This is a genomic window from Nonlabens agnitus (genome assembly GCF_002994045.1).
GTDB classification, from domain to species: domain Bacteria; phylum Bacteroidota; class Bacteroidia; order Flavobacteriales; family Flavobacteriaceae; genus Nonlabens; species Nonlabens agnitus.
In genome coordinates, this window is sequence record NZ_MQUC01000003.1 from 1,284,413 (window position 1) to 1,297,671 (window position 13,259).

General features: G+C 41.5%; 14 protein-coding genes. 7 read left to right on the plus strand and 7 right to left on the minus strand.

What is annotated here, in order from left to right:
• Positions 1 to 34 precede the first annotated feature (34 nt).
• The 5 genes from priA to nadC form a co-directional block, all read right to left on the minus strand.
• Positions 35 to 2,485 carry a replication restart helicase PriA gene (gene priA, locus BST86_RS05955; protein ID WP_105982466.1) on the minus strand — a complete coding sequence of 817 codons (2,451 nt, stop codon included), beginning with the start codon at positions 2,483 to 2,485 and terminating at the stop codon, positions 35 to 37.
• 75 nt (positions 2,486 to 2,560) lie between these two features.
• Positions 2,561 to 2,986: a DUF2147 domain-containing protein gene (locus BST86_RS05960; protein ID WP_105982467.1), complete on the minus strand. Its 426-nt coding sequence runs from the start codon at positions 2,984 to 2,986 to the stop codon at positions 2,561 to 2,563.
• 63 nt (positions 2,987 to 3,049) lie between these two features.
• Positions 3,050 to 3,613, minus strand: coding sequence for a chalcone isomerase family protein (locus tag BST86_RS05965; RefSeq protein ID WP_105982468.1), 564 nt, complete (start codon positions 3,611 to 3,613; stop codon positions 3,050 to 3,052).
• 35 nt (positions 3,614 to 3,648) lie between these two features.
• Positions 3,649 to 4,575 carry a YihY/virulence factor BrkB family protein gene (locus tag BST86_RS05970; RefSeq protein ID WP_105982469.1) on the minus strand — a complete coding sequence of 309 codons (927 nt, stop codon included), beginning with the start codon at positions 4,573 to 4,575 and terminating at the stop codon, positions 3,649 to 3,651.
• Entirely contained in the window at positions 4,568 to 5,437 is an 870-nt protein-coding gene (gene nadC, locus BST86_RS05975) for a carboxylating nicotinate-nucleotide diphosphorylase (protein ID WP_105982470.1), read from the minus strand. Before nadC ends, BST86_RS05970 begins: the two co-directional genes overlap by 8 nt.
• A gap of 83 nt (positions 5,438 to 5,520) precedes the next feature.
• On the opposite strand from nadC, the gene rlmH reads away from it, so the two are divergent.
• The 7 genes from rlmH to BST86_RS06010 all read left to right on the plus strand — a co-directional run bounded on the left by rlmH (position 5,521) and on the right by BST86_RS06010 (position 11,697).
• Positions 5,521 to 5,994, plus strand: coding sequence for a 23S rRNA (pseudouridine(1915)-N(3))-methyltransferase RlmH (gene rlmH / locus BST86_RS05980; protein WP_105982471.1), 474 nt, complete (start codon positions 5,521 to 5,523; stop codon positions 5,992 to 5,994).
• Positions 5,995 to 6,065: 71 nt separating this feature from the next.
• The gene (gene udk / locus BST86_RS05985; protein WP_105982472.1) at positions 6,066 to 6,674 is read left to right on the plus strand and encodes a uridine kinase; all 609 of its coding nucleotides are present in this window, start codon (positions 6,066 to 6,068) and stop codon (positions 6,672 to 6,674) included.
• A gap of 17 nt (positions 6,675 to 6,691) precedes the next feature.
• Positions 6,692 to 7,009, plus strand: a complete 318-nt coding sequence (locus BST86_RS05990; RefSeq protein WP_105982473.1) for an FtsB family cell division protein — start codon at positions 6,692 to 6,694, stop codon at positions 7,007 to 7,009.
• The gene (locus tag BST86_RS05995) at positions 7,009 to 8,451 is read left to right on the plus strand and encodes a methylmalonyl-CoA mutase subunit beta (protein WP_105982474.1); all 1,443 of its coding nucleotides are present in this window, start codon (positions 7,009 to 7,011) and stop codon (positions 8,449 to 8,451) included. Before BST86_RS05990 ends, BST86_RS05995 begins: the two co-directional genes overlap by 1 nt.
• Positions 8,448 to 8,912 (plus strand): hypothetical protein, encoded by a 465-nt coding sequence (locus BST86_RS06000; RefSeq protein WP_105982475.1) that lies wholly within the window; start codon positions 8,448 to 8,450, stop codon positions 8,910 to 8,912. The genes BST86_RS05995 and BST86_RS06000 overlap by 4 nt, the downstream gene beginning before the upstream one ends.
• Entirely contained in the window at positions 8,913 to 11,042 is a 2,130-nt protein-coding gene (gene scpA / locus BST86_RS06005) for a methylmalonyl-CoA mutase (protein WP_105982476.1), read from the plus strand.
• 4 nt (positions 11,043 to 11,046) lie between these two features.
• On the plus strand, positions 11,047 to 11,697 hold the full coding sequence (locus tag BST86_RS06010; RefSeq protein WP_105982477.1) for a hypothetical protein: 651 nt from the start codon (positions 11,047 to 11,049) through the stop codon (positions 11,695 to 11,697).
• Here BST86_RS06010 and BST86_RS06015 read toward each other — a convergent pair whose 3' ends face one another.
• Together BST86_RS06015 and BST86_RS06020 are read right to left on the minus strand one after the other, a co-directional pair.
• On the minus strand, positions 11,698 to 12,486 hold the full coding sequence (locus BST86_RS06015) for a porin family protein (protein WP_105982478.1): 789 nt from the start codon (positions 12,484 to 12,486) through the stop codon (positions 11,698 to 11,700). It lies immediately after the preceding gene.
• On the minus strand, positions 12,470 to 13,177 hold the full coding sequence (locus BST86_RS06020; RefSeq protein ID WP_105982479.1) for a hypothetical protein: 708 nt from the start codon (positions 13,175 to 13,177) through the stop codon (positions 12,470 to 12,472). The genes BST86_RS06015 and BST86_RS06020 overlap by 17 nt, the downstream gene beginning before the upstream one ends.
• Between the last annotated feature and the right edge of the window lie 82 nt (positions 13,178 to 13,259).

Sequence of the window (13,259 nt, forward strand, 5' to 3'; positions counted from 1 at the left end):
GCCGGTCAGGCAGGAAAGCGAACTCAACAGCAGCCTAATAACAATCCACATCAATATTGCAGCGCACGGCACGGTATTGTTTGATGCTCTCAAAGCTGCGTTTGACTTTGGCAATGAAGCCTTTTATGGTTTCTGGTGAATGGGTCTTGCCCATTTTGACCAGCACGTGTACGTTGAAAAGATTACGCACTCGAGAAACCGGCGGAAACTCTGGTCCCAGCACCTCAACGCCATGTTCAATTTGATTTAGAGCGCCCACAAACCACTCACCTGCCTGCAAAGTGGTATTGTAATCCCTATGCTTGAACGTGATCCTGATCAATCGCTGGTATGGCGGATATTTAAACTGGTATCGATCCTGCAACTGCTCCTTGAACATCGTCTTGTAATCATAAGTGCTTACCTGCTGCAAAATCATATGGTATGGATTGTAGCTCTGCAATAAAACCGTACCTCGCTTCTCCGTTCTACCTGCGCGACCTGCCACCTGCGTCAATAATTGGAAACAACGCTCGTGCGATCTGAAGTCTGGGAAATTAAGCATGGCATCTGCATTGAGAACTCCAACCAGGCTCACGTGTCTAAAATCAAGTCCTTTCGTAAGCATTTGGGTGCCTACCAAAGCGTCCACTTCCCTATTCTCGACTTGATCGATGAGTTTTTCATAGCTGTATTTTCCTCGCGTGGTATCCAGGTCCATCCGCGCGATTTTGCGCTGGGGAAAAATCTCTAGAAATTCGGCTTCTATTTGTTCGGTTCCAAAACCTTTAGTGTCCAGGTCGGTACTGGAGCAGGCGATGCATTCCTTAGGGATAAAAGTGTGGTAACCGCAGTAATGACATCGCATCTGGCCACGATGCTGGTGCACAGTGAGGCTCACATCACAATTGGGACATTGTGGTGCATGGCCACAGGTATTACACTCCATGATGGGTGCAAAACCGCGGCGGTTTTGGAATAGAATGACCTGTTCATCATTTTTAAAGGCTTGAGTCATGGCCTCAATCAACGTGTCGGAAAAATGTCCGGTCATGCGTTTCTTGCGGTGCTTCTCCTTAATGTCAATCATGTTGATTTCTGGCATCAACACATTGTTATAGCGCTTTTTGAGCTCAACCAATTCAAACTTACCAATAGTCGTATTGTAATAACTTTCTAAGGAAGGCGTGGCGCTACCCAAAAGGATTTGTGAGCTTTTCATTTTTCCCAACACGATACTGGAATCTCTGGCGTGGTAGCGCGGTGCAGGATCAAATTGCTTGAAACTGGTCTCATGTTCCTCATCCACGATGATCAAACCCAGATCTGCAAAGGGCAACAATAAAGCGCTGCGCGCGCCAATGACCACGTAAGGTTCATGGGCATCCAGTACGAGATTCCATACTTCCTGTCGCTCATTGAGATTGTATTTAGAATGGTACACCAGCACTTGATGTTTGAAGTAATGCTGTAATCTTCCAATAAGTTGAGTGGTCAGAGCGATTTCTGGCAACAGATACAGACATTGCTTGCCCAGCACTAAATATTCCTCAATGAGTTTGACGTAAATTTCGGTTTTACCGCTGGACGTCACGCCATGCAATAGGCAAACCTTGTCGTCTTCAAACGCCGTTTTGATCTCATTGTATGCGACTTCTTGAGCATCGTTGAGTTCATATAACTCATGACCCGTTTGCCGGTCCATCAACATACGGCTCACTTCCTGTTCCGTTTCCAACAAAATTTTTTTGTCAATCAAAGATTTCATTACGGCACGAGTAGCTTTGGATCTCGTTTCTAGATCTTTGGATTTGACCGGTTTATCACCAGCGCGCATCATGAAAAGTGTCATGAGTACCTCGCGCTGTTTAGGAGCCCGAGTCATAGAGTCCAGTAGTTCTCTTAAAGCATCTTCATCCTGAAATTCTGGAGCGAGCGATATGTATTTTTCGGTTTTGGCCCTGTAGGTATTGTAGAGTTCTTCTTGCAGGATGATCAAATGCTTGGACAGCATGTTCCTTAAAATAGGCAATACCGTTTTACGATCCAGCAAACTGGCCACCTCGTCCACTTTCATGGCTTTACGATTCTCCAATGCCTCCATGATCAGGAATTCCTGATCTGTTAATTCATCGTCTTCTACGGTTGTTTCCTCGTTGCGCTGGATAATGGTCTCGCTTTCCAGCAGCAGTGATTTAGGCAAGGCTGCCTTCATGACTTGACCTACACTACATAGGTAATAGGAAGCGATCCATTCCCAAAATTTGATTTGTCCCTTTTGTAAAATAGGTGCCTCATCAATAACAAACTCTATGTCTTTAATGTCGTATGCAACCTCAATATTCTCGCGTACGGCCACGGCGATACCGGTGTAGATCTTTGATTTTCCAAAGGGAACCGCAACGCGCATACCTAGCTGAATCATACCAGCCTCTGCAGCCGTGATGCGGTATGAAAAATAGCGCTCCAATGGCAATGGCAGTATAACATCTAGAAAATAGGACATAAAAAAAATCGGTTATGTAAAAATAACCGATTCCCTTTTTGTGCGCTTGCTGTGGTGCGCTATTTTATGAATAACTTATAGACGTTCCCAGGTTTGGGTCCTGTACAAAAACAAGATATAACCGCGTACCATCAACAAGTCTGGATTATCTTCATTGAGCCAGATTTTACAGTCATATTCTTTGCCGTTTTCTGGATCGATAATGGTGCCATCCTTATACATTTTACCCTTTTTTTTCAGGTCCTTCATGATGACCATACCTTCAATGGGTTGATCTTTTAGGGCTCCTTCACAGGCAATACATTTAGGATTAGGTGGCGCGTCTTTGGAGAGTACCTTCAATACTTTACCGTAATAGGAATCACCTTTTTTGTACACCTGGACATGAGATTTTACTTCTCCAGATTCATCATCAATGGTTTTCCATGTTCCAGTGACGTCTTGGGAGTTCGCTTTCGCGAAAGCGAAAAAACACAACAGCACCAACACTACATATTTCATAATCTGTGTATTATAAAGCCCATGAAATCTCACGGGCTTTTAATTAATTCAACAGGTTTGAGATTAAAGTCCCAACATTCCTTTTTTCAAATCTTTGTCTGCCGGCTTGTTACCCAACCAGATCCCAAAAAGTCCTGTAGCAAAATCCTTTCCTTCAATAGTTCCCAATAGCTTACCGTTCTTGTGAGCCATAGTTCCTTTTCCTGGCACATATGAGATCTGGAATTCGTTTCCATTGACAATCTCTTCATTAAAGAATCCAATGAACTTATCGATTTTAGGTTGTAGTTTTTTACGCTCTGCACTCGATACGCTGTCTTCAAAACCTTCTGTAATGGCCTCAACCATATTCTCTTGTGTTACCAGTTTACTGACGATGTCAAGTGTGATCGCCATAGGCTGATCAGAGCTTAACAATGCCGCACCATTAGTAGTTTTTGCTGTAGTGTACAAGCCACCTACATAAAGATCAAAAACAAACTTCTCACGCAATCCAGCGCCATTAAGAATAAGTTCCTTACCGTCCACGGTCAGGCTTTTTTCTACAGTAACGCCTTCTACGGTCATTTGTGCAGATGCTGTATAGGTACCAAGAGCGGCAACAGCGATTAAGAGTAATTTTTTCATATTAGTAGTTATTAGATTGTTTAAATATAGTATTCCTATTTCAAATTCCGTGCCTTTAATGATCTGATAGACGCATTAAGCTCATAACCCAATAGCAAAATGTTGGCTGCAAGCCATATATAGATCATTAAAATTAGTAGTGCACCTATGGAACCATAGATCTCGTTATAGGAAGCAAAATTGTCTATATAAATCCCGTAGAGGTATGATGTAATTAAAATAAGCACCGTGGTTACTACAGAGCCTATAGAGAAGAATCTGGTTTGCCTTCCTTCTTTGGTACCTGTGTAATACAGCGTACTCACAAATAGATAGAGCATGATGATAATCGCGATGTAACGCAGTATGATCAACCAGATCTCTGTAGAGCTTTGCGTCATAAAATCTTCTGCTCTTAAAGAATCAATCCAGTATTCAACCACACCAAACATGGCAATGGAAATCAATAAAAAAAGACTGAGCATCAATGACACTCCAACCGCCACAAAATATTGCCTGAACATGTTGCGATTAAACGATGAATGATACGAACGCTCAAAGCCGTCAAAAATCGCATTAACGCCATTGCTCATAAAAAATAAGGACGTGATAAAAGCAATCGTTAATAAGCCTGTATTCTCCTGTAATGCAATTTCCTTAAATATCGTATCAAAAGAACCAGCGGCCTGTGCCGGTAGCAACCCATTGACAAACTCTAAAAAATCTACCTGGAAATTATCTACCGGTACAAAAGGAATAAGATTAAGCATGAACAGTATGAACGGGAAAATCGCCATGAAAAAACTATAGCTTATCGCACTGGCGCGCAATGTAAAAGCACCTTGAACAATTCCAACACTATAGGTTTCCCAAAGATCATAAACGGTCATCCCTTCAAAACCTGGCAATCGTGCCCTGCTGGAAACCGCGACGAACCAAGAAATGACCGGTATGCGATCCAATATTGCCTTAAGCCTACTCATGCATGGCTTTCAAACTAAGATCCATGTTGTAAACGCTATGAGTAAGCGCACCGCTGGAGACGTAATCCACACCACATTCCGCGTACTGTCGTACCGTGTCCAGAGTAATGCCGCCACTACTTTCAGTCAGGCATTGATCGCCTATCAATTCTACCGCTTTTCTAGTGTCTTCGTAATTAAAATTATCAATCAGGATGCGGTAAACCTTATCGGCCGAGGTTAGAATCTCTTTGATTTCTTCCAGATTTCTTGCCTCTACAATGATCTTTAAATCCCTGTTGGTTTCTTGAAGGTAGTCCGTCGTTTTTTCAATAGCTTTTGTAATGCCACCTGCAAAATCAATATGGTTGTCCTTGAGCATGATCATGTCATAAAGACCAGACCTATGGTTAACGCCGCCACCGGTATGAACTGCCCATTTTTCCAATAATCGTATTCCTGGTGTGGTCTTGCGCGTGTCTAATATCTTGGTTTTGGTACCTTCCAACCGGTCAACAAATTGCCGAGTTTTGGTCGCGATCGCACTCATGCGCTGCATGCTGTTAAGTGCGAGACGTTCGGCCGTGAGAATGGATCTGGAAGAACCGCTCACATAAAACACTTCGTCGCCATAAACCACGCGATCACCGTCCTTTTTCAATTCTTCTATTTTTAATGTAGGATCGACTTTGTGGAATATCGCTTTCGCGAAAGCGATACCAGCAATCACTCCTTCATCCTTTACCAGCAGTCGTGCCTTACCACTGGCACTGCGTGGAATGCAAGCCAGGCTGCTATGGTCGCCATCACCTACATCTTCTCGCAAGGCATTGGTGATGATGCGGTCAACTTCTTCTTCAAATGCAGCTCCATGGTACTTCATAATAGTGGTCAAATTCTCGTTTCTCAAAAGTAAGATTCTGCAGGCAATCTTATGAAAATGAATAAAGATTTTACCTTTGGCGCATGAAGATAACTCTACTGGCGGTAGGTAAAACCGATGATAGCCGTATCGCAGACCTTACAGATATGTACGTGGAACGGCTCAAGCATTACATCAATTTTGAGCTGGAAATCATTCCGGACCTCAAAAAAACGAAGAACCTAAGCATCGACCAGCAAAAGGTCAAAGAAGGAGAGCTTTTACTCAACCAATTGCAAACCAGTGATTTTGTGACCTTACTGGACGAAAAGGGAAAAAGCCTTTCCAGCCAGCAATTTGCGCAATTGATCAATAAACGAAGTCTTTCTGGAATGAAACGACTGGTTTATGTGATAGGTGGACCCTACGGATTCTCTGATGCGGTTTACGCTCGAGCCAATTCAAAATTATCTTTAAGCGCCATGACCTTTTCCCACCAGATGGTAAGACTCTTTGCCACAGAACAGATTTATCGCGCGTTTACTATTCTGAAAAACGAGCCTTATCATCATGAGTAATGAATTTGAAGGTGTCTATTATTGATTCTATTTGTGATGAACCATTACCTTTGCAGTACTAAAATCTAATTATGCTTATCATAGGTATTGCAGGCGGTACTGGGTCTGGTAAAACCACAGTTGTGGGTCAGGTAGCCCATCAATATCCAGATACTGACGTTACTGTCATCTCTCAAGATTCCTACTATAAAGACACGAGCCACCTTACCTATGAGGAACGTGTGAAAATTAATTTTGATCACCCTAATTCCATAGACTTTGCGCTTTTGAAGGAACATTTGATCGAGTTGCGCAAGGGAAATAGTATTGAGCAACCGGTTTATTCTTTTGTAGAACACAACCGCACTAAAGAAACGGTCGTGACAGAGCCTAGCAATGTCATTATTGTGGAAGGAATCCTTATTCTGACACTGCCGGAAATTCGAGAGCTTTTTGACATCAAGGTTTACATTGATTGCGATAGCGATGAGCGTCTTATACGCAGATTGAAACGCGATATCACAGACCGTGGTCGTGACATCAACGAGGTACTTGATCGCTATCAAAACACGCTCAAGCCTATGCACCAGCAATTTATAGAGCCTACTAAAGCCTATGCTGATGTCATCATACCTACCAATAGACTTAATGAAGTTGGTGTTAAGATCTTGCGCTCTATTCTGGATCAAAAGTTGGCTTAAATTGGTATCTTGACTTTATGAAATGGAAAGAGATCAAAAGCAAATGGTATTTTAATAAATACTTCATTATCACAATTCTATTTGCGATTTGGATTCTGTTTCTGGATGACAGCGCATGGCTTACTGCACACAGAGCGCTGGACCAGCAAATTGCCGACAAGGAACAAACAGCAGATTTCTATATGCGAGGCATCGCTGCAGACAAAGCGCGTATCCAGCAGTTGGAAGACAGTGCTGGGATAGAGAAATTTGGACGTGAGCGATATTTAATGAAGAAGGAAAATGAAGAAGTGTATATTATAGAGTATGCAGATTCCGTAAAAAACGAAGATTGATGAAGAAGCGATTACTTGATGACTTTACACCAGTTTCTGAGGCCGCATGGAAACAAAAGATTCAAATGGATCTCAAGGGCGCCGATTATAACCAGACATTGGTCACGCCTACTCCAGACGGCATCAATATCAAACCTATTTACCACAGCGACAGTGCCGTAAACATTGATACTCCTAGTCGAGGTACCCAGAACAATGATTGGTACATTTCTCAAAAGATTTACTGCGGCAATGCACGAGCAGCAAACAAAAAAGCGCTCAACGTATTATCTCGAGGAGCTGAAGGTGTTTTATTAGACATTCCTAATCCAGATATTGATCTCGAGGTTTTATTAAAAGACTTACCAGAGGTTGGTTTACAAGTACATCCTCGATTTTTAGATCTTGATTTTTTAAAGAAACTTCATGGATTTAAACCTAAAGCCTATGTGCATCTGGATATCATACACCAGCTGGCTGCTACTGGGAACTGGTTTATAAATCAAAAATCAGATCGTACTCACTATGCCAATTTCCTGAAATCCTTTCAAGGTTATTTTTCAAATATTACGGTAAATACGAGCACCTATCAACAAGCTGGTGCGACAGTTACCCAAGAACTCGCCTATTTTGCAGCGCACCTTAATGAATACCTCAATCATTATTGCGATAACACTAAGGAACACGATAAGGATATTTACGACGCTTTCCTGCCTGACCGGCAGGCTGGCGCGAAAGCGGAAATGGTTACTGAGCGGAGTCGAAGTAAACGTATCAACATTGACACCACCATAGGTTCCAACTATTTTATGGAGATCGCAAAGTACAGAGCCTATCGCATATTGACCAAAACATTAGGTAACGCCTACGGCATAAAAGACCTAGGGTGTTACATCACAGCAACGCCCAGTTTGCGCAACAAATCACTGCTGGATTACAATGTCAATCTACTGCGCACCACCACAGAATGCATGAGCGCGGTTTTGGGTGGCGCAGATACGGTCCACAATCTAGCATATGACGCTTTTTTCAATAAGGAAAATGAATTTGGCGACCGCATCGCTCGCAATCAATTATTGATTCTTAAAGAAGAAGCTTATCTAAACAAAGTTGCTAACGCTGCAGATGGCACTTACTACATCAACGCATTGACTAAGGAGTTGACCGAAAAAGCGCTGGAAATCTTCAAGAGCATTGAAAAAGCTGGCGGATTTGTCCAATCGCTTTTTGAAGGAACGATACAACGCAAAGTCAAGGAAAGTGATACGGCAGAGCGTGATCGACTTAAAAAAGGAGAAAAAACACTCGTAGGCGTCAACAAATTCCCGAATGCAGAAGCACCACTTCAAAAAGAATACGAGATCCTTCCTTTTCAAAAAATAGAGCCTCGCAAGACCTTGATACAACCTATTCTTTTCAAGCGACTTGCAGAAGATGTAGAAATAGAACAAATGCCGAAATGATAAAATCAGCTGTTTCTTCCTATTTTCATGAAAGTAGACTTAAGTCTACCCTTGTAAAAATTTCGGTTCTGCTTAGTATATTACTCTGTTCATGTTCTTCAGACTTCAATAGTGATCTGTTAATTGGTTACTGGCAAGTGAGTCATACAACAACTAAAAATCCAATCTCTGTATTTGATGATGGCTCAATAGATAAAGCGTTTGTCCGGAGTTATAAAGCGATAGAATTTGAAGATGGAACTACCCTCAAGTTGATAGGAAGAATAGGTTACAGTTCTAAAGTATGTGAATATACTTCCGAGAAAAATTATGTTACAATTACCAGTGACAGCGAAATATTAGATAAATCTAACATTCTCGAATTTAAAATTCTAGAAATAACTGAGGATGAATTAGTTGTAGGACAAGCAAGTGAAAAGTTTTTTAATCTAACAAAGGCAGAGTTTACAAAAATTCAATAAATGAGAAGAAAAAACATTTCAAACATAACAGCAGATTTCACAGCTCTTGATAATGGGAATGCAACGCAAACTCAAGAACACTACGAGACGTCCGAAGGTATCTCGCTCAAAAAGCAGTATTCTAAAGAAGACCTCAAAGATCTAGAGCATCTTGATTTTGTAGCAGGAATAGCTCCCAACCTACGTGGACCCTATTCCACTATGTACGTGCGCCGGCCATGGACCATAAGACAATACGCTGGTTTTTCCAGCGCGACAGAATCCAACGCCTTTTATAGAAGAAATCTTGCTGCAGGACAAAAGGGACTTTCGGTAGCTTTTGATCTGGCCACTCATCGCGGCTATGACAGCGATCATGAGCGTGTAGAAGGTGATGTCGGGAAAGCTGGTGTTGCAATCGATAGCGTTGAGGATATGAAGATCCTTTTTGATCAAATTCCGCTGGACCAAATGTCCGTTTCCATGACCATGAACGGTGCCGTGTTGCCCATTATGGCATTTTACATCGTTGCGGCCATGGAACAAGGTGTGGATATCGCTTCGTTGAGCGGTACGATTCAGAATGATATCCTTAAGGAATTTATGGTGCGTAATACCTACATCTATCCGCCTACGCCTAGCATGCAGATCATCTCTGATATATTTGAGTATACTAGTAAGAACATGCCTAAATTCAACTCGATCTCGATCTCGGGTTACCATATGTATGAAGCTGGCGCGACCAGCGATATTGAGTTGGCATATACGCTGGCAGATGGTTTGGAATATGTGCGCAAAGGACTGGAAGCAGGCATGGACATAGACACTTTTGCTCCTAGACTATCTTTTTTCTGGGCCATTGGGATGAACCATTTTATGGAAATCGCCAAAATGCGCGCCGCCAGAATGCTATGGGCAAAAATGATCAAACAATTCAATCCTAAAAATGCCAAATCACTTGCCTTAAGAACGCATTGTCAAACATCAGGCTGGTCGTTAACGGAACAAGACCCATTTAATAATGTGGCTAGAACTACCATCGAGGCGGCTGCGGCAGCTTTTGGCGGGACACAAAGTCTTCATACCAATGCGTTGGATGAGGCGATTGCGTTGCCAACCGACTTCAGCGCACGTATCGCGAGAAACACACAAATTTACCTACAAGAAGAAACGGGAATTACCAAAACCGTAGATCCATGGGCTGGCTCCTACTATGTAGAGTCTTTAACAGATCAAATCGCCCATAAAGCCTGGGAACTTATAGAGGAAGTTGAAGAGCTAGGCGGCATGACCAAAGCCATTGAAGCCGGTATCCCAAAAATGCGTATTGAGGAAGCCGCTGCAAAAAAGCAGGCGCGCATCGATTCCAACATAGATGTGATCGTGGGCGTGAACAAATACCCAAGTCCAGATGAAGATCTTATAGACACGCTGGAAGTGGACAATGCGGCCGTAAGAATTGAGCAAATCGACCGATTGAAAAAGATCAAGGCAGATCGCAACGATGATAAAGTGAATAAAGCATTGGAAGCTTTAACCGCTTGCGCAAAAACTGGAGAAGGTAACCTACTGGAACTCGCCGTTAACGCCGCTAAGGAGCGCGCTACCTTGGGTGAGATTTCCTATTCTTTGGAGAAGGAATTTGGCCGTTACCGTGCCCAGATCAAGAGCGTTCAAGGTGTGTATAAAAAAGAGATTATGGATGATCCCGCTTTCGCGAAAGCGCAACAATTAGCAGACGCCTTTGCAAAAAAAGAAGGTCGTAGACCACGCATCATGATCGCAAAAATGGGTCAGGACGGTCACGATCGTGGCGCCAAGGTGGTCGCTACTGGCTATGCCGATGTAGGTTTTGACGTGGACATAGGACCGTTGTTCCAAACGCCAACCGAAGCTGCCAAACAAGCCGTGGAAAATGATGTCCACATCCTAGGCATTTCATCGCTGGCAGCCGGTCACAAGACATTGGTGCCGCAAGTGTTGGAACATCTTAAAAAATACGGCCGCGAGGACATCATGATCATCGTGGGCGGCGTGATACCGCGCAAGGACTACCAGTTCTTGTTTGATGCCGGCGTGGCAGCTGTCTTTGGACCCGGAACAAAAATCAGTGAGGCCGCGATCGATATTTTGACGCTGTTAGATAACTAAAAAAATGGTAAATGATTTCGAGAAAATATTTAGTTTCTTTTCAGAATATCAATTACTGATACAGGATTTTTTACTTGACAAGTCGCAAGAAATTGATTTTCCCGTTGTAAATACAAAGATTTCTAATAAGAATGTTAGCTCGATAATTTCTAAAATTGAAGAGTCTCAAAAATATGGGATTATCTTTTCCAATATATTGCAATCGTCATTATTAATTTCCGTATTCAGTTTTTATGAAGTTGAATTGATGAAAATATGTGATACACACGCAAGTAGGACCAATTCAAATTTTTCGGTAAAGGATTTAAAAGGTCATAGCGATTTTGAAAAAATTAAAATGTTCTTAACTAAACAATGCAAGTTGATTATCACAAATCCTGCATATCAATGGGACTTTATAAATTCTCTGAAAACAGTCAGAAATTGCTTAGTACATAATAATGGTAAGTGTTTGAAGACTTCAAAAACTTATAGGGTTATCTTACAACTTCATAATAAAAATGAAGAATACTTTGATTCTTTTGGATTGCACCCTGAAACCTACGGTGATAAAACAGAATTCATTATTGATCCGCAACTATATTTGATCTCAGATTTAATCGATGCTTGCAAATCTTCCTTAATTAAGATTAGCGAAGACATTTATTCTAGATGATTAATTATTGTTTCTATGTTCTCTACGGGCTTTACGAGCAGCTTTCTTTTTGAGAAAATAAAGCTTTCGCTTTTCCTTAATGCTTAAATCATCGCGATCACGGCTCTGTAATTCCATGATTTCCTGATCGTAAGAGGTTGTACTATCCATACTGTTGTAGTCTCTCACATTGAACCTGAAACCTATGGCGAGATTGAAATAATTACCAACATTAAAATGATCGCCCAAGGCTGGAGCGGTTTCAATTTTATAGAAGACTTTTTCATAGCTAGGACTCAAGTAAACAGATATGCCGTTGCTCAGTGCATATTCTGTGCTCGTGGTAAGTCGCAGTAGATTCCCTGTATCCCTAAAGGTGCCGCCACCTTGCTCAAATCCTTGTTTATTCTTATTCTGACTGTAACCGTAGCCTAGATCTGCGGTAAAATTCCAATCATCATTGAGTACATAATCATAACCTGCAAATAGGTAGGCATTGAACTTTGTGGCTCTATCGAACTGCCCTATTTCCTGAACATCCTTGACATCAAAATAATCCTGAGTCAAGGCGCCACCTACATAGATATTTTTATACACATCACTTTGTAGTCTAATCCCAAAACCAGTACCACTGGCAAGTCCATTGCCTACGAAGTTATCACCACTAGGAAAAGCTCTTTGAAGGTAGATGTCTGCAGCAAAAACTCGATCTGGAATCTGAATAGCTAGTCGGCTTTCATCTTCTTGAGCAAATGCTATGCTGCTAATTAAAACAATACATGCTAGAACGACTTTAGTAATTGATCTCATAGCGCTCTGTTGGATCGTTGATAGTCAATTCTTGAATAGTTTCAGTACCTGCCTCATCAGTAAGTGAAATGGTGATGATAGAAGGATAAAAAGCTTGAAACTCAAAGTTGCCATCATCTGGTGTTTCATTTATTCTCGTAAAGATCTGATTGAAAAAGCCGCAGTTTCCATCTAATAGGAATTCGCCATTTTTAAAAACTTCTGAACAGGATAAATCAAAATAATTGACCCGCAATTCAAAAACATCTGTGGCTCCAGAAGTATTTACAAAATCCAACTCAACCTCTGCAACATCCTTAACCGTAATTAATGGGATGTTGAGCGTCAAGTCGTCATTAAAACTCTCGATTCCAGTAGCTACACTAAAAATGTTTTGACCATCGCGATACACATTGACAAAATATTCATTTGAAGTATCAAACAACAGCAGAAAATCTGTTTCTCCATTATTGTCAGTGACGCCTCTACCTAGCAAAAAGTCCCTACTAGGCTCTGAAAACTTACTTATACTTGAAACAAAAGGATTGAACTCGAAGGTTCTAAAATTAGTCACTTCTACTACCGCATCATTAATGGGATTGCCTTGAGCATCAACAATTCTGGTTTTAAAGAAAGCTCTCTTATCATCATCCAGTCGTGCCTCACAAGACAATAACAAAATGGGAATAAGTAAAAGAATAAGTTTTTTCATGGGCTGGCTTTTTATTCTAGATGCAAAACTTACCATAAGGTTGCGTACTCATCAAATATTAATAATTAACTTGATGAAGATT